Below are 22,786 nucleotides of genomic sequence, written 5' to 3'. Positions count from 1 at the left end.
TTTGAGGTGATATACAATGTCAATAGATCGAAAAAAGCTCATTTTGGAGGCTGCCACAAAGTCTTTCACACAGTTTGGCTATAAAGCGACGACAATGGATTTGGTGGCGAAGCTTGCGAACGTGGGAAAAGGAACCATCTATACGTTTTTCAAAAATAAAGAAGAGCTGTTTGATGATATTTTCTCTACGTTATTAAAAGAAATGAAGCAAAAAGCTGACGAAGCGATGGAGCCTGATCTCCCGTTCCATGAAAATGTTCACAGAGCGCTGTTTGCCATTCTTGAATTCAGGAAAACACATCAGCTGACGATTAAAATTTTTCAAGAAAATGCTGAGATTGGTACAATGGCAGTTCAGGACGTGATTCAGAAAATGGAGCGTTCCATTCTTTCTTATATTAAAAATAAGATAGAAGAGGGTGTCGAAAACGGAGATATCAAGCCGTGTGATCCTGAGCTGACGGCTTTTGTCATGTTGAAGCTTTATATCGCGCTCATTTTTGATTGGGAAAAACAGCATCCCCCGCTTGATAAAGAAACGATTGCGGAACTGCTTGAGTTGTATGTTGTCAAAGGATTGTCAGCCAACTAGATAATCCTTTCTCTTTACAAGAAAATGACCATTTTTCATGATGAGTCAGTTTTAGAATGGAGGCATCAGGATGAACACAATACGAAGTCAATGGAAAGACATCGTAACGAGTAAAAAATTATTGATTCCCATCATCGCCATTTTGTTTGTCCCGCTTATTTACAGCGGTGTTTTCTTAAAGGCCTATTGGGACCCGTACGGCACAGTTGACCAGCTGCCTGTCGTTGTCGTCAACCAGGATAAAGGAACGACATATGAGGGAGAAAAGCTACAAATCGGTGATGATCTGGTAAAAGAATTAAAGGATAATAAAAGCTTTGACTGGCATTTTTCCACTGATCTCGACCAATCGTTAAAGGACTTATTAAATCAAAAATACTATTTAGTAGTCGAGATTCCAGAAGACTTTTCTAAAAACGCCAGCACTGTAATGGACAAAAATCCGAAAAAACTGGATTTGAAATACCATACGAATGCCGGTTCAAACTATGTAGGAGCAACGATTGGCGAAAAAGCGATTGATAAACTGAAAGCTTCTGTTTCTAAAGAAGTGACCGAGCAATATACGAAAGTGATTTTTGATAACTTTAAAGATATTGCCAAAGGTCTCAGCGACGCGAGCAGCGGAGCGAAAAAAATTGATGACGGCACTAAGGACGCAAAAAACGGAAGCGCCAAGCTGAAAGAAAATCTGGAGAAGCTGACAGAAAGCACTGCGACAATCAGCGACAAAACGGCGCAGCTTGCAGAAGGAGCAGCTAAAGTAACAAGCGGCATTCAATCGCTTGACAGCTCGCTCGGCAAATTCCAGGACAGCAGCAATACCATTTATGAAAATTCAGGAAAAATTGCCGCGGGGTCAAGTGAGCTGACAGGCAAGCTGAATGAACTTCTTGCCGGCCAGCAGACATTGCAGCAGGACTTTCCAAAGATTACAAACGGGCTGGATCAGCTTAATACAAAGGCCGCAGAGGCTTCTCAGAAAGTAGAAAAAGCAGAGAAGGTCATAAACGCAGTCGATTTGACACAGCTTGAAACAGCTGTCAGCAACCTTGAAAAATCTGAAACTGCCATGAATGAATTTAAAAAGCAGCTGACAGAGTTTGAAAACAGCTTGAAAAACCGTGATCAGGCATTTAAAAATGTGATCAATTCAAGCGAGTTCTTAACAGCGGAGCAAAAAAGCCAGCTGATCAATTCTGTTGAGAAGAAGCTTCCGCAAGTAGATGCGCCTGATTTTGATCAAATCATTAGCCGGCTCCCTTCAGTGGATCAGCTTCCTGACATTTCAACGATTAAAGCTTCTCTGGAAGATGTAAAAGAGCAGGCGGCACAGCTGAAAGCAATGCCGGAAGCTACATCTAAGCTTTATAACGGTGCAAAAGCGACGCAAGATGCAATTGACAAATTAACTGAAGGAACCGAGAAGATATACAACGGTTCACAGCAGATCACAGATAGCCAAAATAAACTGACAGCCGGTATTGGAGAATACAATAAACAGTTTGCAAAAGCAAAAGCGGGCTCAGAACAATTGGTGACAGGCGGCAGCCAAGTGTCGGGCGGCTTACTGAAACTGTTAGACGGTTCTAAACAAGTTCAAAATGGATCATCAAAACTCGCTGAGGGATCTGAATCGCTTGATACAGGTTTAGGCAAGCTATTGGACGGCACAGGACAGCTGTCTAATAAGCTGAATGATGCGGCTGATCAAACAGGGGATATCAGCGCTGATGATAAAACATACGGTATGTTTGCGGATCCGGTCAAAACTAATGACGACGCGATTCATTCCGTCCCTAACTACGGAACAGGGCTGACGCCTTATATCCTATCAATGGGCTTGTATGTCGGCGGCATTATGCTGACGGTCGTATTCCCGCTGAAAGAAGCATCAGGCCGTCCGAGAAACGGATTTGAGTGGTTCTTCAGTAAATTTAATGTCATGATGCTCGTTGGAATCATTCAATCGCTGATTGTGGCGACGGTCTTGCTTCTGGGAATTGGTCTCGAGGTTGAGAGCACGTGGAGGTTTTACGTGTTTACGATCATTACGAGTCTCGCTTTCCTTGCGATGATTCAATTTTTGGCCACGACGATGGGCAATCCGGGCCGGTTTATTGCAGTCATTATTTTAGTGCTGCAGCTCGGGGCCAGCGGAGGAACCTTCCCATTAGAATTGCTTCCGAATTTCTATCAGGTGATCCATGGCGCGCTGCCGATGACCTACAGCATAAACGGGTTCAGAGCGGTGATTTCAAACGGAGATTTCGGCTACATGTGGCAGATGGCCGGTGTCTTAATCGGCATTGCTCTAGTCATGATCGCGCTGAGCATTACCTACTTTACGATCTTAAGCCGGAAGGAAGACACTTCAGAAGAACAGCCGGCTTCCTAATGAAAAAGACCTTGTTTCTCAGGAAACAAGGTCTTTTTTGATTTAACATCCCCATTTAATCAGAAGTCCGGTATACGTTAATCCTCCGCCGAATCCGAAAAGCATCAGGGTTTGGTCTTTTTTCAGCTTCCCGGCTTTCACTGCCAGATCAAGGGCCAAAACAATAGAGACTGAGGATGTATTTCCGTAGTATTCGACACTGGTGAGTGTTTGTTCAATCGGAAACGGTGTTTTTTCACAAATCGATTCGATCATGCGCAAGTTGGCGCTGTGGGGAACAAACCAATCAAGATCATCACGGCTGAGCCCTGCTTTGTGTAAAAGATGTTCAAATTCACGGGGAATGGTTCTTGCGGCCCACTTATACACTTCGCGTCCGTTTTGGACCATTTTCCCGGAATCCGCAAGCGGCATGCCGTTGAGTTCGCTCCGCAGTCCGGCCCTATACAAAATATCTGCACCTTTTCCATATGTTCCTTGGACGGAGGCGAGGAATCCCGGTGCCTCTTCAGTTCGTTCAACCAATAGTGCGCCCGCAGCATCGCCGAACAGAACGCATGTCGTTCGATCTGTATAATCAGTCACTTTTGACAATGTTTCTCCGGCGATGACGAGAATTTTTTGATGAAGCCCGGATGTAATCAATCCGTTTGCCAAATGGAGACCGTATGTCAGTCCTGCGCATGTCGCATTGATATCTAACGCGCCGGTGTTCTCCCAGCCGAAATATTCCTGCACCCGGCAAGCCGTACTCGGAAAGGCATAATCTGCTGTTGTTGTGGCGACGAGAATCATATCCACATCTTCAAGTGTTCCTTCGTAACGGCTCTTGAGATCTTTGACTGCTTCAATGCATAGGTCTGAAGTGAACTGCTGCTCATCGGCAATCCGCCGTTCTCTCATTCCTGTGCGCTGAACAATCCATTCATCAGACGTATCTACGATTTTTTCCAGATCCGCATTGGTTAAACGCCGGGTCGGCGCATAGGTGCCGATTGCTGTAATGTTTGCTTTTGACATAATAACACAACTCCTTTTATTATCAGATTATAACACTAGATATTAGTATCTGGTACTAAAAAGAGGATTTTTGATAAAAAAAGAGAAACTGTCAGTAGAAAACCAGAAAAGGAGGAAAAAAATGGTCAGTCAAGGAGCGATAGCCTCTATGATTATTTCCGGGGTTATTGCGTTTTTGTTGCCGATCGGATTGATGATATGGTTTAGGCGAAAGTATCATGCTCCGATTAAGGTGTTTTTTATTGGCGCTCTTACGTTTTTTGTCTTTGCTCAGCTGTTGGAGGGCGGCGTTCATGTTTATGTTCTGCAAATGAATGAAACGACGAAAGAAGTGATGAAGCATCCAGTCTGGTATGCCATTTACGGATGCTTGATGGCCGGGATTTTTGAGGAGTGCGGAAGGTATATCATGATGCGTTTCTTTATGAAGCGCCGTCTTTCTTGGGCGGACGGTCTGGCCTTCGGAGCGGGCCACGGCGGTCTGGAGGCGATACTAATAACCGGCTTGTCCAGCATTACGCTTATCGTGTACGCTTTTGCGATCAATAGCGGCACTTTTGAACAGCTTTTGATTAATCAAGATGTGAAGCAGGCACTTATGCCGATTCAGGCGCAGCTGCTGAATACACCTTCGTATGAATGGCTGCTCGGCGGAATTGAAAGAATCAGCGCCATCTCTGTTCAAATCGGTCTGTCACTATTTGTGCTGTATGCGGTTAAAAGCCGCCGGCCGCTGTTTTTGCTGTATTCGATTCTCTTACACGGGCTGTTTAATGTACCGGCGGTTTTATACCAAAAAGGAGTGATAGAACATGCGGCGGCTGTTGAACTCATCGTTGCTGTGATAGCCGCGGCATCAGTGGTTTGGATTGTAAAGGCAAAAAGGCTGTTTCAATAAAAAATCCAAGCAGCAGTAACAGCCCGCTTGGAAAAATGAAATATTCGTTTAGGCATGGGGTATCAGAATATTTCTGACTCAGTCCTTAGCAATGACAGCAAGAGTGGCAGCGTTTTTTGCAAGAGCAATGTCTTTTCTTTTTCTTCTTTTTCTCGCAAGGGTCATGGCATTCTTTCTCTTTCTTGCAATGGTCGTGGAAATCCTTATCGAACCACTCGTCAAAGAACCAAAAATCATCAAACCAAAAATTACAATGATGTTTCCGTTCATGTGAATGACGACAGCACATAGATATCCCTCCTCTTCCCATGCTCTCTACAGCATATGCTAGATTGATAGGAAAAGATTGGACGGGTCTATCAGGAAAAGAGTATATTTTAAATAGAAAATAAAAGGAGGAATGTCCTATGACGTCCGTTCGTAAAACGATGGAGCTGATTAAAGAACTCGTTTCTATTCCAAGTCCGACAGGGAATACATATGAGGTGATCAAATACGTTGAAAACCTTTTAAAAGAATGGAAGGTCGAAACGGTTCTGAACCATAAGGGCGGTTTGATCGCCACGCTTCCGGGCCGCGATACATCCCGTCACCGAATGCTGACGGCGCACGTTGACACCTTGGGCGCGATGATGAAAGAAATTAAAGCAGACGGCCGGCTGAAAATCGATTTGATCGGCGGTTTCCGCTATAACTCGATCGAAGGGGAGTATTGCCAAATTGAAACGGCTTCAGGGAAAACGTATACGGGCACCATTTTAATGCATCAAACGTCTGTGCACGTGTACAAAGACGCGGGAAAAGCGGAGCGCAATCAAGAGAATATGGAAATCCGCCTGGATGAGCCTGTACACTGCCGTAAGGATACGGAAGAGCTTGGCATTGGCGTCGGAGATTTTGTTTCGTTTGATCCCCGTGTTGAGATCACATCCAGCGGATTCATTAAATCACGCCATTTAGATGACAAAGCAAGTGTGGCCTTGTTGCTTCGCTTAATCCATCAAATTCAAACAGAAGAAATTGAACTGCCGTATACGACTCATTTTCTGATTTCTAATAATGAAGAAATCGGATATGGCGGAAACTCTAATATTCCTGCTGAAACTGTTGAATACTTGGCGGTGGATATGGGGGCTATCGGCGACGGTCAGGCGACAGACGAATATTCGGTTTCGATTTGTGTGAAGGATTCGAGCGGTCCGTATCATTATCAGCTGAGAAAGCATTTGGTCGATTTAGCTGAAAAGCACCATATTGACTATAAGCTTGATATTTACCCGTATTACGGGTCGGACGCCTCAGCAGCGATCAAATCCGGGCATGATATTGTGCACGGCCTGATCGGGCCGGGAATTGACGCTTCGCACGCTTTTGAGCGAACGCATAAGTCTTCTCTCCGCCATACAGCGAAGCTCCTGTATTATTATGTGCAATCACCGATGGTATAAGAGGGAGAAAACAAATGAAAATCTATGAACTGAAAAGCACTTTCGGCTGGGAAGGCGATGAAGGTCTTGGAGAACAGCTGATCCAGCAAATCCTTGCTGGAGAAAAAACGGCCACCTGCGCGCCGAAATCATTATATTCAAAAGATGAACTGAGTGATGTATATCAAACAGCGGGACAGCTTGTAACCGTTTATGATAAACATGATCATCCGAGATGCAATATAAAAGTGACAGATGTGTTTGAAACGACATTTGGAGCGCCTGATATGAGGTTAGTCAAAGGAGAGGGCAACGGAGACCGAATTGATGAATTTCAAGAGGATCATCGAAGAGCTTGGGCGGATCTGATCAAAAATGGCGAAATGGAACTGAATGAGGACACTGTTTTGATTACAGAGCTGTTTGAGCTTGTCCAAGATTAAAAAAAGCCTGCGGGGCGTTGAGAACCCCGCAGGCTTTTTGATTAACCGGAAATGGTTGCGTTTTGATCTGCTTTAGATTGGCTCATGACAGCTTCCGCTTTTGCAGGATTAAACATGCCTTCCCATTTAGACATTACAACAGCAGCAAGTGCGTTACCAGTCAGGTTTACAACTGTACGTGCCATGTCCATAATGCGGTCTACACCGGCAATAAAGGCAAGTCCTTCTGCCGGAACACCGATCGTGCCCAGTGTTGCAAGCAAGACGACAAAAGAAGTTCCCGGAACGGCAGCCATTCCTTTAGATGTCACCATCAAAACTAATACAAGCGTAATTTGGTGCCAAATTGTTAAATCAATGCCGTATACTTGTGCAAGAAACAGCGCTGCAATAGATTGATAGAGAACGGAGCCGTCTAAGTTAAACGTATATCCAATCGGGATAACGAAAGACACAATACCTTTCGGACAGCCGATTTTCTCCATTTTTTCCATGATGCGCGGAAGAACGGTTTCAGAGCTGGACGTACTGAACGCCAATAAAATTTCGTCCTTCATGTAAGCCAGGAATTTGAAGATGCTGATACCGGCAATTTTTCCGACAATCCCAAAAATGACAATTAAGAAGAAAGCCAGTGCGACATATACCAATCCGACAAGCTTTCCGAGAGATAGAAGAGAACCGAGTCCGAATTTAGAGACAGTAACTCCGATTAGAGCAAAAACCCCGAATGGCGCTACTTTCATCACAAGGTTTACCACATGGAACATCGAATGGGAAACGCCTTCAAAAAAGGCTAATACTGGCTTGCCTCTTTCACCGATCGCGGAAATTCCCAATGCAAATAGTACGGTAAAGAAGATGATGGCAAGAAGATCCCCTTCGACCAAGGATTGGAAGAAGTTTGTCGGCACAATGTGCAGGAATGTCTCTGCCACTGATTTATTGCTTTGTTCTTTTTCTGTTTCAACATATTGACTGATGTCTGTTTTTTGAGCTTCGTGTATATTAACTCCTGTACCCGGGTGGAAGATGTTTGCAAGGGCTAGTCCGAGAATGATGGCAAAGGTCGTAATGATCTCAAAGTACAGAATTGTTCTGAAGCCTAATTTACCAACTTGCTTTCCATTTCCAGCTCCGGCTACACCGATGATTAAACTGGAGACAACAATAGGAATCACTATCATTTTGATTAAGCGTAAAAAGAGATCCCCGATTGGCTGCAGATAAGTAGGCAGTGCTGGGTTGCCGTACCAAATAACGCCAGCAATAACACCTAGAATAAGTCCAACGAATATTTGCGTGGCTAATCCAAACCTAATTCTTTTCATAGATTACCTCCCAAAAAACAAAGTATCAACATATATCATGAATAGACATATATTTAATCTCACTATTAGATCAAATTATAATAGATAAGAAATAGGTTCGTCTATAGTAAATTATATTTTGAAAATATAGAATATTCAAAAATATCAAGTGAATCACCAGAATTATCTAAAAACAGGTGAGCTTTGACCCAACCTGATTATTATTTCAATATAAAGAGAAGTTAGAAGAATAAGAAAATCTCACACTGTATGCGTGAGATTTTCGCCTCTTTACATATCGCTTACTTTTATACAGTCGTTGCAAATATTACCATAACACTCATGCTGCTCATCAATCTTTTTTCCGCATTCCGCGCACTTTTTCGAAGGCAGGTTTCTAAAAAATTCAGTAATTTTCCCTAGCATAACCAATCCCTCTTTCCCCTTTGTAATGTTTTCATTGTAATATAACAGAAAGTAAAATTCAACATCTGTTTTGATACAATGTTTAAAACATGCTTTTTTTTAGAAAAATGGGTATATTGAAGGAGGATCAATTTTCTTTGAAAAGAAGGAGGACATTATGAAAGTTACAGTTATCGGATGCTACGGCGGTTTTCCGGCCGCAAATGAAGCGACGTCGGGTTACTTGTTTCAATCGGGGGATTTTTCATTGTTAGTGGACTGCGGAAGTGCCGTGTTATCTAAGCTGTTTGGATATGTCCCGGCGGAAAAGCTGGACGCGGTGGTTCTGTCTCATTATCACCATGACCATATTGCGGACATCGGGCCGCTGCAATTTGCGAAGCAAGTCGGATCATTCCTCGGCAAAGGAGAGCACTCGCTTCCGATTTACGGACATGATGCTGATATAGAACAGTTTCAAAAGCTTACATATAAAACGCATACGAAAGGGATTGCCTATCAGCCTGATCAGCAGCTGACTGTCGGTCCGTTTACGATCACCTTTTTAAAAACGGTTCACCCGGTGACTTGTTATGCGATGCGGATTACTGACGGCAGCCATACTGTTGTGTATACTGCTGATTCCAGCTATCAGGATTCATTTATTCCGTTTTCGGAAAACGCTGATTTATTGATCTCAGAATGTAATTTTTATGCTGATCAAGACGGGACAAGCGCAGGCCATATGAACAGCTTGGAAGCAGGGCGAATTGCAGAAGAAGCGGGAGCGGGCGAGCTGCTGCTGACCCATCTGCCTCATTTCGGCGTGCATGACAACCTTCGCAAAGAAGCCAAGACCGTTTTTAACGGGAAAGTGAACATTGCGAAATCTGGTTTTGTGTGGGAAGGATAAAGGAGGAGCACGATGTTATTTATTGACAATCAAAATATCAATGATCCGCGGATCAATCTTGCTATCGAGGAGTATTGCCTTAAATATTTAGACCCTGAACAGCCGTATTTGCTTTTTTACGTGAATCAGCCGTCTATCATCATCGGAAAAAACCAAAATACAATAGAAGAAATCAATACAAAGTATGTAGAGGAAAACGGAATTATCGTCGTCCGCCGTTTATCTGGCGGCGGGGCTGTGTATCATGATTTAGGGAATTTAAATTTCAGCTTTATCACGAAGGATGACGGTGAAAGCTTTCATAACTTCAAAAAATTCACTGAGCCGGTGATTCAAGCGCTACATCAGCTCGGAGTTGAAGCGGAATTAAGCGGCCGGAATGATATTGTGGTAGATGGCCGCAAAATATCAGGTAACGCCCAATTTGCCACAAGAGGCCGCATCTTCAGCCATGGCACCCTCATGTTTGATTCAGCCATTGATCATGTTGTGTCCGCTTTAAAAGTCAAAAAGGATAAAATTGAATCAAAGGGCATCAAATCAATCAGAAGCCGTGTGGCAAACATCAGTGAGTTTCTTGATGATAAAATGACGACCGAAGATTTCCGCAGTCATTTGCTCAAACATATTTTCAATACAAATCACATTCAAGATGTGCCGGAGTATAAGCTGACTGAAAAAGATTGGGAAGTCATTCGCAAAATCTCGGAAGAACGCTATCAAAATTGGGACTGGAACTACGGCCGCTCACCTAAATTTAACCTGAACCATTCAAAGCGTTATCCGGTCGGGTCCATTGATTTGCGTTTGGAAGTAAAAAAAGGGAAAATTGAAGACTGCAAAATTTTCGGCGATTTCTTCGGTGTGGGCGATGTGTCGGAAATCGAAAACCTGCTGATTGGAAAGCAATATGAGCGCAGTGTGATCGCTGATGCGCTGGCTGATGTGAATCTGAAGCATTATTTTGGGAACATTACGAAAGAAGATTTTCTTGATCTGATTTATTAATGTAAAACACATTGTTTGAAAGGAAATTTGTGTTTTGAAATAATGGAGGCAGGAGGGATTCACATGAAAGTGTTTTTAATCGGAGCGAACGGACAAATCGGACAAAGACTTGTTTCTTTATTCAAAGAGAATGCTGATCATTCCGTCAGAGCGATGGTCAGAAAAGAAGAACAGAAAGCATCTTTGGAAGCGGCCGGCGCGGAAGCTGTGCTAGCAAATCTAGAAGGAAGCCCGGAAGAAATCGCAGCTGCGGCAAAAGGCTGTGACGCGATTATTTTTACGGCGGGTTCCGGCGGGAGCACAGGCTATGATAAAACGCTGCTGGTGGATCTTGACGGAGCGGCAAAAGCAATAGAGGCTGCGGAAATCGCGGGAATCAAACGTTTTATTATGGTCAGCGCCCTGCAGGCCCACCGCCGTGAAAATTGGAATGAGGCACTTAAACCTTATTACGTGGCCAAGCATTATGCTGATAAAATTCTGGAATCCAGCGGCTTAGCCTATACGATTATACGTCCGGGAGGCCTTCGCAATGAACCGGGAACAGGAACGGTTTCCGCAGCCCCAGATCTAGAGCGGGGTGATATATCACGTGATGACGTTGCGGCAGCAGTCATTGCCTCTTTAGATGAAACCAACACGGAAAATCGGGCTTTTGATCTCACTGAAGGAGATACACCGATTGCCGAAGCTTTGAAGAATCTATAACACTACTGACACTCGGGGCTTTTTGCTCTTGAGTGTTTTTTTGTGTTTCTCTATAATGAAAAGGAAAGCTTATCTTCAATAATGAATGACTACTCATTCACTTTAAGGGGTGGGAGAATGAATCTGGTTTCAAAATTAGAAGAGACAGCATCTGAGAAGCCGGACAGCATCGCATGCAGGTTTAGGGATCAAGTGATTACTTACAAGGATCTGAATGACAATATTCAGCGTTTTGCGGACGGCCTTCAGGAAGCGGGTATGGAAAAAGGGGATCACCTTGCTTTGCTGCTTGGCAATTCGCCTGATTTTGTCATCGCATTTTTCGGCGCATTAAAGGCCGGTATTGTGGTGGTGCCGATCAATCCGACGTACACGCCGACAGAAATCGGCTATATGCTGACAAACGGCGATGTCAAAGCAATCGTAGGAGTAGATCAGCTTTTGCCGATTTATGAAAGCATGCACGAATCTTTGCCAAAGGTCGAACTCGTCATTTTATGCCGGACAGGAGAAACTGAGCTGGAAGCTTCAGATCCTGAGGTCAGAATGAAAATGACAACGTTTACAAAAATGTTGCGTCCGACACCCGGTGCTGCACGCCATCCAGAGGTTGTGCCTGATGATACTGCGGTAATTTTATATACGTCAGGAACAACGGGAAGACCGAAAGGCGCGATGCTGACCCACCAGAATTTGTTCAGCAATGCAAACGATGTCGCCGGGTATTTGGGAATGGATGAGAAAGACAATGTGGTTTGCGCTCTTCCGATGTTTCATGTTTTTTGCTTAACTGTCTGCATGAACGCTCCGCTGATGAGCGGCGCATGCGTGCTGATTGAACCGCAGTTCAGCCCCGCATCTGTTTTTAAGCTTGTAAAGCAGCGGCAGGCAACGATTTTTGCCGGCGTGCCTACGATGTATAACTATTTATTCCAGCATGAAGAAGGCAAGGCAGATGATTTTTCTTCTATTCGCCTATGCATCTCGGGTGGTGCGGCCATGCCGGTCGCGCTGCTTACGGCATTTGAAGAGAAATTCGGCGTCACCATTTTGGAGGGCTACGGGCTTTCGGAAGCATCGCCTGTCACATGCTTTAACCCGTTTGACAGAGGGAGAAAACCAGGCTCCATCGGGACAAGTATTTTGCATGTCGAAAACAAGGTCGTCGATCCGCTCGGCCGAGAGGTCCCTGATCACCAGGTGGGCGAATTGATCGTAAAAGGGCCCAATGTGATGAAGGGCTATTATAATATGCCGATGGAAACGGAGCACGCTTTAAAGGACGGATGGCTTTATACGGGAGACCTGGCAAGGCGGGATGAGGACGGTTATTTTTACATTGTTGACCGGAAAAAAGACATGATTATTGTAGGCGGCTACAATGTGTATCCGCGTGAAGTGGAAGAGGTCCTGTACAGCCACCCGGACGTAAAGGAGGCTGTTGTCATCGGCGTGCCTGATGCTGAAAGCGGCGAAGCGGTAAAGGGATATGTCGTACCGAAACGGTCTGGTGTCACAGAAGAAGAAATGATGGCGCATTGTGAAAAGCATCTGGCAAAATACAAACGGCCTGCCGAGATCATCTTTCTTGATGAGATTCCGAAAAATGCGACAGGCAAAATGCTCAGACGGGCGCTCAAAGATATGCTGCCTCATTAATGTGAAAAAAGCGAAGCCAGTGGGCTTCGCTTTTTTCATTGTTAATCCTTTGCTTCTTTTTTAATGATAGTTTGCAGCGCTTTGGTATCGTTTCGCGTTAATTTGTAATACGTGCCGTCTTTCAAAAAAATGGCCTGCTGGCTGTCGTCAATCCATAATCTGAATGAGTCAAATCTGTCTTTATGAAATTTAATCGTGCCTTCGTAATCAGGAGCTGATGTTTTTTCGGTTTTCAGCTGCTTTCCCTGATTCATAATGTCCAGCATATCTTTGACGTGCTGTCTTTTTTCGATTTCAATCTTTTCCCGCCCGTCTGAAGACAGGGTGATCAATTCCGCATCAACCGATTGATATACATCGCCTGACCGGCTGTAAAGGTAGAAAAATGCAATAAACACAAGACCGATAACAACGATGGCTGCTACTATTTTTTTCATCTGCATCACTCCAAACATTTGCTAGTTTCTCCAGCAAAGGGCGATTCCATGCGAAAAAGTCCGAACTCACAGCTTGGTTCTAAGAAATTGAATTTATGATTACAATAGAAGTAATGGGTCTAGATGTGAGGAGTGAGGCGTTATGCGCAAGTGGATTGCGGGTGCAGGGCTTGCATATGTGCTGTATGGGCTTTTTTTCTATTGGTATTTCTTTATGTCCGGCGATTCCGCTGTCCCGGAGGCCGTGAAAGGAACACAGGCTGACCCGGCTTCTTTCATGAAGCCGTCTCAATTGGCTGTCGCCGAACAGTATTCTGATGTGAAGAACTTTTTATTTTTTATCAGTATTCCTCTTGATTGGTTTCTGTTTTTTGTATTGCTGACCAGCGGTGTTTCAAAGAAAATCAAGCAATGGATGGAAGCGGCTGTGCGTTTTCGTTTTTTGCAGATCATCGGTTTTGTGTTTGTGCTTTCGCTGATCACGGCTCTGGTGACGCTGCCTTTGGATTGGATAGGCTATCAGGTATCGCTTGATTACAATATTTCGACGCAGACAGCCTCCAGCTGGGCTAAAGATCAAGTCATTGATTTTTGGATCAGTTTTCCGATCTTTACGCTTTGCGTGCTGGTGTTTTATTGGCTGATCAAAAAGCATGAAAAAAAATGGTGGTTTTACGCCTGGCTGTTAACAGTGCCGTTTTCGCTGTTTCTGTTTTTTATTCAGCCGGTGATTATTGATCCTTTATACAACGATTTTTATCCGCTGAAAAACAAAGAGCTGGAAAGCAAAATTTTAGCACTGGCTGAAGAAGCCGATATTCCGGCTGATCATGTGTATGAAGTGAATATGTCAGAGAAAACAAACGCGCTTAATGCCTATGTGACAGGAATTGGGGCTAATAAGCGGATTGTTCTATGGGATACGACGCTGAATAAACTCGACGATTCAGAAATTCTCTTTATTATGGGGCACGAAATGGGCCATTATGTCATGAAGCACGTGTATATCGGATTGGCTGGCTATTTAATCGTGTCGCTAGCGGGATTTTATATGGTTGATAAGCTTTACAAGCGGGGGGTACGGCTTGCACGCAATCTGTTTCATGTAGAGAGCCGGCGTGATCTTGCGGCATTGCCGCTGTTATTGCTTATCGTATCTGTTTTGAGCTTTGCTGTTACGCCTTTTTCTAATGCTGTTTCCCGCTATCAGGAGAATAAGGCTGACCAATATGGGATTGAGCTGACAGGGGACAGCGAAGCCGCAGTCAGAACGTTTCAGGATTTGGCTGTTACGGGGCTGAGCCAGGTTGATCCGCCTTTTCTCGTGAAACTTTTCAGAGGGAGCCATCCTTCGATCATGGAACGGATTCAACATGCGGAAACCGAAGAAAATACCTCAGAACACCCGGCCTCAGAACAGGGGGACGACCAATAAAAAAAGAAGCAGGTATGGAGTGACCTGCTTCTCTTTTATCTTATTGTGCAGCTGCTTGAACGTTGATTAACCCTTTTCCATAGTAGAAAGAGCTGCCAAGGTTTGTCGCAGTGCTTTCTAAACGATCACGGACTTGCGCATTTGACCAAGTCGGATGTTTAGAAAGGATTAAAGCCGCTGCTCCGGCAACGTGAGGTGTCGCCATTGAGGTTCCGTTGTAAGAGCCGTATGTGCCGCCAGGAAGTGTGCTTTGGATCGACACGCCTGGAGCCATAACGTCAAGCTCAGAACCTGCGCTTGAGAAAGAAGCTCTTTGGTTGCTGCTGTTTACTGCGCCTACTGCAATAGTAGAAGGATATTTTGCAGGGTAGCCGACTGTGCTTGTGCTTCCTGAACTTCCTTCGTTTCCGGCTGCGGCAACAACGACGATACCGCTTGCAACCGCTTTATCGACTACTGTTTTCAACGCTGTAGACCCAGTAGGTCCGCCAAGACTCATGTTGATGACATCCATGTTGTTAGAAATCGCCCATTCAATACCGTTAATAATCCAGCTGTATTGGCCGCTTCCTGTAGAATCAAGCACTTTTACTGCATATAATGATGCGCTAGGCGCTACGCCCAGAACACCAATTGTGTTATTAAGAGCGGCAACAGTACCGGCTACATGCGTGCCGTGAGAACTGCCGTCTTGGTATGGGTTTGTTTCAGAAGGCACGAAGCTTGCTCCGCCTCGAACGTTTAAGTCAGGATGAGAAGAGTCAATTCCGCTGTCGATGACAGCTACTTTTACATTAGAGCCTGTGTAGCCTTGAGAGTGAAGAGCCGGCGCTTTAATTTGAGAAATGCCGTAAGGAACAGATTGCGCATATTCATGTGCAACATGATCTTCTTCCACGTAAGCAACACTCGGATCTTTTTTCAGTTCTTTTACAGCTTTTTCATCCAATGTTGCTGTGGCTGCATTTACATACTTAAATTGCTTTTGAACTTTCCCGCCTTTTTCAGAAATAACATCTTTTTTCTTGGCGGTGCTCATAGCTCCCATTGTCTGTTTAAACCCGACAATGTACTTCTTTTCTTCACTGTTTTTTCCGGCAGCCTGTGCAGACATGTTGCTGAATGCCATCGTGAAGATTAGCGTGAACGCAAACAACAAGCTGATCCACAATTTTTTGCTTCTCACTCTTTACCCTCTCCTTTACAATTTCAGAGCAGCCTATTAATAGACTATTCTGTGAATTTATTGTAATAGATTGGATACTATTTTAGTAGACCCATTTTTTTGAGATTGTTTTATTTCTATTTAGGTATATCATCTCTCGTTATTTCTATAGAGACTCGAAATAACTGCATTCATACAGAAAAGAACGAAAATAGACATGAGTAAATAATCATTATGTTGAAATTTCATGTTTTTTCAGGTTAAATCCTCCCGCGACCAGAAAAAACCCTGTCGAATAAATCAGTTCCATTGACCTGCATGTTTTTCTATGAGATCAATGGATATTATCGTGATATTTTTTCCATGCATGCTGAAAAAAGTATTCTGATCAATATGGTTTACAGAAAATTCTAATATAAAATGTACTTCTTAACAGCATATAGAGAGAAGGAAACGAGATGAACATTCGTCAAGCTTTACCAGCAGATGCGGCAGCTATAGCACCGCTGTTTAATCAGTATCGGGAATTTTATAAGCAGGCGTCGGATCTGGAAGGAGCGGAGGCTTTTTTGAAAGCACGCCTGGAAAAGGAAGAGTCTGTTATTTTTATCGCAGAAGAAAATGGGGAATTCATTGGTTTTACACAGCTTTATCCAGCCTTTTCTTCCGTGGCTATGAAAAGAATCTACATATTAAATGATTTATTCGCCGCTTCTTCTGTACGAAAAAAGGGAGTTGGCCGGCGGCTGCTTTCCGCTGCAAAGGATTATGCCGCGGAAAACGGAGCGAAATGTTTAAAGCTGCAGACGGAACATCACAACCGGACGGCAAGAAGTTTATATGAGCAAAACGGCTATGAAGAGGAAACCGCATTTGTGCATTACAGCCTTAATGTGCCGGAGAAATGAAAATAGAGGCCTCATGATTTGGTTTTTTGGCCGATGTTCGGTTACGATAAAAATGAAAAGGAGTGTGCCGAATGTCAACGTTATTTCAAGCATTGCTGGCAGAAAAAAATGCAGATGATGTTTCAGTCAATATCAAAACCATATCAACAGAGGATTTGCCGAAAGACGGCGTGCTGATTAAAACAGCATATTCAGGCATCAACTACAAAGACGGCTTGGCCGGAAAAGCGGGCGGCAATATTGTCAGAGAATATCCGCTTATTTTAGGCATTGATGCTGCAGGTACGGTTGTCTCTTCAAATGATCCGCGTTTTGCCGAAGGGGATGAAGTCATTGCGACAAGCTATGAGCTTGGTGTCTCACGTCATGGCGGATTAAGCGAATATGTTTCAGTGCCTGGCGACTGGCTGGTGCCTTTGCCAAAGAACCTTTCGCTGCAGGAAGCGATGGCGTACGGAACGGCGGGGTTTACAGCGGCGTTATCTGTGCATCGTCTTGAACAGAACGGACTCTCTCCTGAAAAAGGGAGCGTGCTTGTCACCGGAGCAACCGGCGGTGTCGGCGGAATTGCAATAACGATGCTCAGCAAACGCGGCTACAACGTGGTCGCAAGCACAGGAAACCGGGAGGCGGCTGACTATTTGAAGCAGCTCGGTGCTAATGAAGTAATCAGCAGGGAAGATGTCTATGACGGTAAACGTAAGGCGCTGTCCAAGCAGCAATGGCAAGGAGCTGTCGATCCTGTAGGCGGTAAGCAGCTTGCCTCGCTTTTAAGCAAAATCCAATACGGCGGATCTGTCGCGGTGAGCGGTCTAACGGGCGGGGGAGAGGTTCCTGCAACGGTGTATCCGTTTATTCTTCGCGGAGTCAGCCTGCTGGGGATAGACTCAGTCTATTGTCCAATGGATATTAGAGCGGCGGTTTGGGAGCGCATGGCCTCCGATCTTAAGCCGGAACAGCTTCTGACAATCATAGACAAGGAAGTCTCATTAACAGAAGCACCTGATGCGCTAAAAGATATCTTGCAAAATCACATTCAAGGAAGAGTCCTTGTAAAACTGTAAAATTGAAGTTTCAGCTTGCAGAAAAAACGATGCTTTTTCTGCAAGCTTTTTTGTTTGATTCTAGAATATGCAAGTGCATCTCATAGCAACAGAGAAACGTTCCTTCGATGTGAAACTTTCTATACTGATTTTCAATAATAATAGTGATAATGATTATCATTCCGTGTTATACTATCTTTTGGACATCTTAATTGAGAAACTACATACAGGAGAGACTGGAATGTTATGAAAAAAACACTGATTATTCTTACAGTTTTACTTCTTTCTGTTTTGACTGTGGCTTGTTCTTCTTCAGCCGGCCATCAAAACAGTGAAGAAAATAAAGCAGCGGTAACACATGATTTAGGGAAAACGAACGTGCCTGAGCATCCGAAGCGGGTCGTTGTGCTTGAGCTTGGCTTTATCGACACTTTGCTTGATCTCGGCATTACGCCTGTTGGAGTGGCGGATGACAATAAAGCAAAGCAGCTGATCAACAAGGATGTACTGAAAAAAATTGACGGCTACACCTCTGTCGGCACACGGTCACAGCCAAGCATGGAAAAAATCGCTTCGCTAAAACCGGATTTGATTATTGCAGACACGACCCGTCATAAGAAGATATATGATCAGCTGAAAAACATCGCGCCGACGATCGCGCTTAATAATTTAAATGCTGATTATCAGGATACAATTGACGCTTCTCTTACCATTGCCAAAGCAGTCGGCAAAGAGAAGGAAATGGAGAAAAAGCTGACAGCGCATGAAGAAAAAGTAAATGAAACAAAGAGAAAGATCAGTGCGAACAGTCAATCTGTGCTTTTGATTGGAAATACAAATGATACGATTATGGCCAGAGATGAAAATTTCTTCACATCGAGACTTTTAACACAAGTCGGCTATCAATATGCGATCAGCACGTCCGATAACAAAAAAACCGGTAATGGCGGCGACTCTGTGAACATGAAAATGACACTTGAGCAGCTGCTGAAAACAGACCCGGATGTAATCATACTGATGACAGGAAAAACAGACGACATTGACGCGGACGGCAAACGCCCGATCGAAAAAAATGTTCTGTGGAAGAAGCTGAAGGCAGTGAAAAACGGGCATGTGTACCATGTTGACCGTCAGGTATGGTCTCTGCGCCGCAGTGTGGACGGAGCGAATGCGATTTTAGATGAGCTTCAAAATGATATGGCAGCAGAAAATAAATAAAAACAGACAGGCAAACGCCTGTCTTTTCTTATTGAATAAAACCGGATAAGTGGCTATTGATGTTATAATCTTTAATTTTCCATTTTTCTTCTGCAAATTCAATGTTACTGAGGCAGGCATTGACAAGGCGCGTATTTTGAAGCTCGGCATCACCGCCGGAAATCTCTGTCAGCAGTGCGTGAATCGCTGCGCCGTGCGCGACAATCAGTACCTTTTGATTTGGATATGCGTGGTTTACTTTCACCAATCCGCCCATCAGCCTGTCCGTGAGCTCTTTTAGCGTTTCCATGTTTGGGTAGTTCTTGTCCGGATAGCGCTTTGTCCGTTCTTCAAGCGGCATGCCCTCCGCGTCCCCGTAATCACGCTCCTTAAAGTCATCCATCTCGACGATAGGAAGATTGAGGTATTCATTAATAATGTCCGCGGTTCTTCTGGCTCTTTTCAGCGGGCTGGTGACAATGATATCCCAAGAGAAATCTTTTAAGTATTCTCCGGTTTCTTTTGCTTGGCGTTCGCCTGTCGCGTTCAGCGGGATATCTGTTTTCCCTTGGCATTTTTGCTGCAGGTTCCAATCGGTTTCTCCGTGTCTTACTAAGCAAACGGCTGTCATAAAATCCCCTTCCTGACTTTGATCTTATCGCTATTATACTAAATCAGAGGCATGCATCCTATGAAAAAGCCTATGCCAAAACCTCAAATAATAAAGCCAAGCCGATTCCGCCGCCGATTCCGATGGCGGCGACAGCATATTGACAGCCTGTCCGTCTCTGCGCTTCATAAAACAATCTGGTGACCAGTGCCGCCCCGGAAGCGCCGTAAGGATGGCCGAGAGCTAACGCGCCGCCCCGCACATTGATCTTCGTATAGGGAATGCAAAGTTCTTGTGAGCAGACACATATTTTAACGGCAAAGGCTTCGTTGATTTCGTATAAACCGATATCGTCACTTGTCAACGCGTTTGCAGCTAAAAGCTTTTTGATCGCTTCAATCGGCGCAGCGGACGGATAGTTGGGATGAATGCCGCTAACGGCGCTTCCGATAAAGCGCAGCACAGGTTTATAGCCGAGGGATGCAGCTTTTTTCTCTTCCATGACAAGGAGTGCAGCCGCTCCATCTGAAATGCCGCTGCTATTGGCGGCTGTAACCGTTCCGGAGCTGGTGTCAAACACCGGCTTTGCACGAGAAATGATCGATTCCATCGGCCGTCTTTTCAGAAAAGCTTCGTCTGTTTCCAACTCCCCGAGAGGAACAATCTCTTCACGGTACAATCCTTCGGTATGAGCACTCCAGCTGCGTTGATAGCTGAGAAGTGTGTATTCGTCCTGCATGTTTCTTGGGATGGCATAGCGTGCTGCTGTATATTCGGCCGCCATGCCCATATCGGGATCACCAACAGTGTCCGGCGAAAAGCGGGCTCTTTCTGAAAAAGGCGACCGGCTGCTGCTTTCTGCGCCGCCTGCGATATAAATGTTTCCGGCACCCGCTTTGATAAGATTGCATGCGGAACGCACTGCTTCAAGCCCGGAGCCGCATTGTCTGTCAATCGTCATGCCGGGAACAGATAAAGGAAGTTCAGCTTGAAGTGCTGACAGCCGGGCGAGGTTGCCGCCTCTGCCAGTGGCGTTTCCCAAAATCACCTCGTCAATTTGATCCTCTAACTTTCGGCCGAGACAGCTGATGAGAGGAGCGGCCAAATCCTCCGGCAGAAACTGTTTCAGCAGTCCGTTTTCTTTTCCGAAAATCGTTCGTTTTGCATCTGCAATAACCGCGTTCAATTCACCATACCCCGCAGCCATTTTTTTACGCTGGAACGGGCAATTTTGCCGCTGCTTGTTTCCGGCATACTGTCTGTAAATACCCATTTTTTCGGGATTTTGTAGGATGCCAGTTTCTGCTTGCACCAGGCTTTCAGCTTTTTGACGTCTGTATTCCCGCAAATGACGGCCGCGGCGATTTCTCCCCAATACTCGTCCGGAATGCCCGCCACAGCTGCTTTTTCAACCTCTGGGCAGGAGAGAAGCACACGCTCAACTTCTTCAGGGAATATATTTAATCCGCCATATACGATCATTCCGTTTTCCCGTCCTGCAATGTACAGAAATCCCTCTTCATCAACATATCCCATGTCATCTACTGTCATCCATTCCGATTGATCTGGTGTGCGGCTGTTTACATAGCCTGAGAACTTCATCGGGCTTTTGACGAATATTTTCCCGATTTCCCTAGGCTGACAGAGGTCCCCGGCGGCGCTGCGAATCTCAATGCGGACATTATGAAAAGGGCGGCCCGCTGAATGAGGTTTTCGTTTGCTGTCTTCCGGTGAGAGATACGCCACAAAACTAAGCTCAGATGTGCCGTAAAAATCGTACAGCTTCAAATGAGGCCATTTGGCTGCGAGCTTCTCCTTGGATGCTGCCGGCCAGTCCGCTCCCGATGAAATGATTGTAACGGAGCTGTCAGGAAAAGCGTGAATGTTGGCGAGGGCATCTGTCATTGTCGGTACGGTATAGAGTACGCTGATGGATTTCTGTGTTAGCCACTCCTTCGTTTGAGCGGGAATGAATTTTTTAAGCAAACAAACGGTACCCCCGAGATACAGAGTGCTGACAGCACCGTATAAAAAGTGAGAGGACAGTAATGTTCCCGGAATCAGAACTTTGTCATTTGAAGAGACCAAAAAATCAGTTTTTGTACAATGAAAGCTTTCAATCCAAGAGCGATGAGAGCGCGTAAATGCTTTCGGCTTGCCTGTTGAGCCTGATGTAAAGCCCATATAAAAGGGAAGCTCCGGATCAACGGCTGGGGCCGGGGCAGCGGATGCCTCTGCGATATGCGCCATACAGTCTTCCAGCCAAACTACGGGTGTCAGACAATCTGTCAGTTTGTTTTTAAAAAGAGATGAAGCCACCACAAAATCAGCACCGCTTAATGCCAGCCGCTCACCGCATTCAGCCGCACTCCAGCGTGTATCAATAGGAACCGCCGTACATCCGGCCGCGGCAGCTCCGGCAAACAGCTGTAAAAATGCAAGGCTGTTTGGGAGCAGGATGGCTACACGTTTTGGAACGTTTGGCTGCGCCCGCAGCCAATTGGCAGTTTGGGTGACGAGCCGGTTCCAATCCCGATATGTAATATGTTCAGATTCAGTCTGGATCGCAATCCGGCCTGGATTTTTATTGGCAAAAGATAGATATGTATGTGTAATGGTCACAGAATGTCAGCCTCCTTTTGTATACATCGTATCAGAAAGAGACAAGGCTTGGGTGATCTTAATGGCAAGCAGCGCAGATGCTGCCGCTTTTAATAAATCGCCGGGCACAAATGAAAGACTTATAAAACCGGCCTGTAACAGATCAATATGCATGATAAAAGCTTGTACAGGAATGCCAAGCAGGTAAATAAAGGCGATGCCGAATACAATATGAATGAAAAAGAGACGGAACACTGTCACCTTACGCAGTCTGTGAACAGCTAGGCTGATCAGCCACGAGGCGAACGGATAAGCAATCAGAAAACCCGCACTCGGTCCGAAAAAAACGCCAAACCCGCCGCGGCCGCCGGGCAATAGCGGCGCTCCAAAGGCGACGAGCAGCAAAAAGACAAGCTGGCTTAAAAAAGCGGCTTTGGGTCTGAGAATGCTGCCGGCCAGCATGACACCGAGCGTCTGCAGTGTAATGGGAACAGGTGTAAAGGATAAGAAAAGAGGGGGGATAAAACCAAGCACTGCCATCAGTGCAGTAAAGATTGCAATGTGCATCATGTCTAGTAATTTCATATGAAATCCTCCAGCTAACGAATA

Annotated in this window: 23 protein-coding genes; 14 read left to right on the top strand and 9 right to left on the bottom strand. The window is 45.0% G+C overall.

What is annotated here, in order from left to right:
* Positions 1-16: 16 nt before the first annotated feature.
* Positions 17-592 carry a TetR/AcrR family transcriptional regulator gene (locus tag KXD37_RS13150; RefSeq protein WP_010333611.1) on the top strand — a complete coding sequence of 192 codons (576 nt, stop codon included), beginning with the start codon at positions 17-19 and terminating at the stop codon, positions 590-592.
* Positions 593-662: 70 nt separating this feature from the next.
* Positions 663-2,990, top strand: coding sequence for a YhgE/Pip domain-containing protein (locus tag KXD37_RS13145; RefSeq protein WP_263463611.1), 2,328 nt, complete (start codon positions 663-665; stop codon positions 2,988-2,990).
* A gap of 42 nt (positions 2,991-3,032) precedes the next feature.
* On the opposite strand, the gene fabHB is transcribed toward KXD37_RS13145, so the two are convergent.
* The gene (fabHB, locus tag KXD37_RS13140; RefSeq protein ID WP_106020614.1) at positions 3,033-4,010 is read right to left on the bottom strand and encodes a beta-ketoacyl-ACP synthase III FabHB; all 978 of its coding nucleotides are present in this window, start codon (positions 4,008-4,010) and stop codon (positions 3,033-3,035) included.
* A gap of 121 nt (positions 4,011-4,131) precedes the next feature.
* Here fabHB and KXD37_RS13135 point away from each other — a divergent pair, with 121 nt between their 5' ends.
* The 4 genes from KXD37_RS13135 (at position 4,132) to KXD37_RS13120 (ending at position 6,778) form a co-directional block, all read left to right on the top strand.
* Positions 4,132-4,908, top strand: coding sequence for a YhfC family intramembrane metalloprotease (locus tag KXD37_RS13135; RefSeq protein WP_106020613.1), 777 nt, complete (start codon positions 4,132-4,134; stop codon positions 4,906-4,908).
* 91 nt (positions 4,909-4,999) lie between these two features.
* Positions 5,000-5,182: a hypothetical protein gene (locus KXD37_RS13130; protein WP_081638270.1), complete on the top strand. Its 183-nt coding sequence runs from the start codon at positions 5,000-5,002 to the stop codon at positions 5,180-5,182.
* 133 nt (positions 5,183-5,315) lie between these two features.
* A complete protein-coding gene (locus KXD37_RS13125; RefSeq protein WP_263463610.1) occupies positions 5,316-6,356 on the top strand; it encodes a M42 family metallopeptidase in 1,041 nt (346 codons plus the stop codon).
* A 14-nt stretch (positions 6,357-6,370) separates the two neighbouring features.
* Complete coding sequence (locus KXD37_RS13120) at positions 6,371-6,778, top strand: ASCH domain-containing protein (protein WP_101860869.1); 408 nt, start codon at positions 6,371-6,373, stop codon at positions 6,776-6,778.
* Between the two features lie 41 nt (positions 6,779-6,819).
* Here the strand turns inward: KXD37_RS13120 and gltT are convergent, their stop codons facing one another.
* The gene (gene gltT / locus KXD37_RS13115) at positions 6,820-8,109 is read right to left on the bottom strand and encodes a glutamate/proton symporter GltT (protein ID WP_024120798.1); all 1,290 of its coding nucleotides are present in this window, start codon (positions 8,107-8,109) and stop codon (positions 6,820-6,822) included.
* Between the two features lie 270 nt (positions 8,110-8,379).
* Positions 8,380-8,514: a protein YhfH gene (gene yhfH / locus KXD37_RS13110; RefSeq protein ID WP_024120799.1), complete on the bottom strand. Its 135-nt coding sequence runs from the start codon at positions 8,512-8,514 to the stop codon at positions 8,380-8,382.
* A gap of 157 nt (positions 8,515-8,671) precedes the next feature.
* Between yhfH and KXD37_RS13105 the strand changes: the two genes are divergently transcribed.
* The 4 genes from KXD37_RS13105 (at position 8,672) to KXD37_RS13090 (ending at position 12,781) form a co-directional block, all read left to right on the top strand.
* Positions 8,672-9,406, top strand: coding sequence for an MBL fold metallo-hydrolase (locus KXD37_RS13105; protein ID WP_095713699.1), 735 nt, complete (start codon positions 8,672-8,674; stop codon positions 9,404-9,406).
* A 12-nt stretch (positions 9,407-9,418) separates the two neighbouring features.
* On the top strand, positions 9,419-10,414 hold the full coding sequence (lplJ, locus tag KXD37_RS13100) for a lipoate--protein ligase LplJ (RefSeq protein WP_101863799.1): 996 nt from the start codon (positions 9,419-9,421) through the stop codon (positions 10,412-10,414).
* 63 nt (positions 10,415-10,477) lie between these two features.
* On the top strand, positions 10,478-11,122 hold the full coding sequence (locus KXD37_RS13095; protein WP_101860868.1) for an SDR family oxidoreductase: 645 nt from the start codon (positions 10,478-10,480) through the stop codon (positions 11,120-11,122).
* 117 nt (positions 11,123-11,239) lie between these two features.
* Complete coding sequence (locus KXD37_RS13090) at positions 11,240-12,781, top strand: fatty acid--CoA ligase family protein (RefSeq protein WP_127695544.1); 1,542 nt, start codon at positions 11,240-11,242, stop codon at positions 12,779-12,781.
* A 41-nt stretch (positions 12,782-12,822) separates the two neighbouring features.
* On the opposite strand, the gene KXD37_RS13085 is transcribed toward KXD37_RS13090, so the two are convergent.
* Complete coding sequence (locus tag KXD37_RS13085) at positions 12,823-13,218, bottom strand: hypothetical protein (protein ID WP_024120804.1); 396 nt, start codon at positions 13,216-13,218, stop codon at positions 12,823-12,825.
* 142 nt (positions 13,219-13,360) lie between these two features.
* Between KXD37_RS13085 and KXD37_RS13080 the strand changes: the two genes are divergently transcribed.
* Entirely contained in the window at positions 13,361-14,653 is a 1,293-nt protein-coding gene (locus tag KXD37_RS13080; protein ID WP_188323662.1) for a M48 family metallopeptidase, read from the top strand.
* A gap of 40 nt (positions 14,654-14,693) precedes the next feature.
* On the opposite strand, the gene aprE is transcribed toward KXD37_RS13080, so the two are convergent.
* Positions 14,694-15,839 (bottom strand): subtilisin AprE, encoded by a 1,146-nt coding sequence (gene aprE / locus KXD37_RS13075; RefSeq protein WP_095713695.1) that lies wholly within the window; start codon positions 15,837-15,839, stop codon positions 14,694-14,696.
* Between the two features lie 437 nt (positions 15,840-16,276).
* On the opposite strand from aprE, the gene KXD37_RS13070 reads away from it, so the two are divergent.
* The 3 genes from KXD37_RS13070 (at position 16,277) to KXD37_RS13060 (ending at position 18,987) form a co-directional block, all read left to right on the top strand.
* Entirely contained in the window at positions 16,277-16,726 is a 450-nt protein-coding gene (locus KXD37_RS13070; protein WP_106020605.1) for a GNAT family N-acetyltransferase, read from the top strand.
* A 71-nt stretch (positions 16,727-16,797) separates the two neighbouring features.
* Positions 16,798-17,790: an NADPH:quinone oxidoreductase family protein gene (locus KXD37_RS13065; protein ID WP_151174887.1), complete on the top strand. Its 993-nt coding sequence runs from the start codon at positions 16,798-16,800 to the stop codon at positions 17,788-17,790.
* A 225-nt stretch (positions 17,791-18,015) separates the two neighbouring features.
* Positions 18,016-18,987: an ABC transporter substrate-binding protein gene (locus tag KXD37_RS13060; RefSeq protein ID WP_106020604.1), complete on the top strand. Its 972-nt coding sequence runs from the start codon at positions 18,016-18,018 to the stop codon at positions 18,985-18,987.
* Between the two features lie 28 nt (positions 18,988-19,015).
* Here KXD37_RS13060 and KXD37_RS13055 read toward each other — a convergent pair whose 3' ends face one another.
* The 4 genes from KXD37_RS13055 to KXD37_RS13040 all read right to left on the bottom strand — a co-directional run bounded on the left by KXD37_RS13055 (position 19,016) and on the right by KXD37_RS13040 (position 22,762).
* Positions 19,016-19,597, bottom strand: a complete 582-nt coding sequence (locus KXD37_RS13055) for a histidine phosphatase family protein (RefSeq protein ID WP_095713691.1) — start codon at positions 19,595-19,597, stop codon at positions 19,016-19,018.
* Between the two features lie 70 nt (positions 19,598-19,667).
* On the bottom strand, positions 19,668-20,762 hold the full coding sequence (locus KXD37_RS13050; RefSeq protein ID WP_188323663.1) for an acetyl-CoA C-acyltransferase: 1,095 nt from the start codon (positions 20,760-20,762) through the stop codon (positions 19,668-19,670).
* Complete coding sequence (locus KXD37_RS13045; protein WP_188323664.1) at positions 20,759-22,198, bottom strand: acyl-CoA synthetase; 1,440 nt, start codon at positions 22,196-22,198, stop codon at positions 20,759-20,761. Before KXD37_RS13045 ends, KXD37_RS13050 begins: the two co-directional genes overlap by 4 nt.
* Positions 22,199-22,204: 6 nt before the next feature.
* Complete coding sequence (locus KXD37_RS13040) at positions 22,205-22,762, bottom strand: biotin transporter BioY (RefSeq protein WP_106022380.1); 558 nt, start codon at positions 22,760-22,762, stop codon at positions 22,205-22,207.
* Positions 22,763-22,786 lie beyond the last annotated feature (24 nt).

This window comes from Bacillus sp. XT-2, assembly GCF_025696525.1.
Lineage (GTDB): Bacteria > Bacillota > Bacilli > Bacillales > Bacillaceae > Bacillus > Bacillus halotolerans.
This window is presented reverse-complemented; position numbering and strand designations above follow the sequence as displayed.

Coding starts and splice junctions, on each gene's coding strand:
- KXD37_RS13065 (WP_151174887.1), top strand. CDS start 16,798: ATGTCAACGTTATTTCAAGCATTGCTGGCAGAAAAAAATGCAGATGAT.
- KXD37_RS13040 (WP_106022380.1), bottom strand. CDS start 22,762: ATGAAATTACTAGACATGATGCACATTGCAATCTTTACTGCACTGATG.
- KXD37_RS13060 (WP_106020604.1), top strand. CDS start 18,016: ATGAAAAAAACACTGATTATTCTTACAGTTTTACTTCTTTCTGTTTTG.
- KXD37_RS13095 (WP_101860868.1), top strand. CDS start 10,478: ATGAAAGTGTTTTTAATCGGAGCGAACGGACAAATCGGACAAAGACTT.
- KXD37_RS13055 (WP_095713691.1), bottom strand. CDS start 19,597: ATGACAGCCGTTTGCTTAGTAAGACACGGAGAAACCGATTGGAACCTG.
- gltT (WP_024120798.1), bottom strand. CDS start 8,109: ATGAAAAGAATTAGGTTTGGATTAGCCACGCAAATATTCGTTGGACTT.
- KXD37_RS13085 (WP_024120804.1), bottom strand. CDS start 13,218: ATGAAAAAAATAGTAGCAGCCATCGTTGTTATCGGTCTTGTGTTTATT.
- KXD37_RS13145 (WP_263463611.1), top strand. CDS start 663: ATGAACACAATACGAAGTCAATGGAAAGACATCGTAACGAGTAAAAAA.
- KXD37_RS13105 (WP_095713699.1), top strand. CDS start 8,672: ATGAAAGTTACAGTTATCGGATGCTACGGCGGTTTTCCGGCCGCAAAT.
- KXD37_RS13120 (WP_101860869.1), top strand. CDS start 6,371: ATGAAAATCTATGAACTGAAAAGCACTTTCGGCTGGGAAGGCGATGAA.
- KXD37_RS13070 (WP_106020605.1), top strand. CDS start 16,277: ATGAACATTCGTCAAGCTTTACCAGCAGATGCGGCAGCTATAGCACCG.
- KXD37_RS13125 (WP_263463610.1), top strand. CDS start 5,316: ATGACGTCCGTTCGTAAAACGATGGAGCTGATTAAAGAACTCGTTTCT.
- yhfH (WP_024120799.1), bottom strand. CDS start 8,514: ATGCTAGGGAAAATTACTGAATTTTTTAGAAACCTGCCTTCGAAAAAG.
- lplJ (WP_101863799.1), top strand. CDS start 9,419: ATGTTATTTATTGACAATCAAAATATCAATGATCCGCGGATCAATCTT.
- KXD37_RS13150 (WP_010333611.1), top strand. CDS start 17: ATGTCAATAGATCGAAAAAAGCTCATTTTGGAGGCTGCCACAAAGTCT.
- KXD37_RS13080 (WP_188323662.1), top strand. CDS start 13,361: ATGCGCAAGTGGATTGCGGGTGCAGGGCTTGCATATGTGCTGTATGGG.
- KXD37_RS13130 (WP_081638270.1), top strand. CDS start 5,000: ATGACAGCAAGAGTGGCAGCGTTTTTTGCAAGAGCAATGTCTTTTCTT.
- KXD37_RS13090 (WP_127695544.1), top strand. CDS start 11,240: ATGAATCTGGTTTCAAAATTAGAAGAGACAGCATCTGAGAAGCCGGAC.
- KXD37_RS13135 (WP_106020613.1), top strand. CDS start 4,132: ATGGTCAGTCAAGGAGCGATAGCCTCTATGATTATTTCCGGGGTTATT.
- fabHB (WP_106020614.1), bottom strand. CDS start 4,010: ATGTCAAAAGCAAACATTACAGCAATCGGCACCTATGCGCCGACCCGG.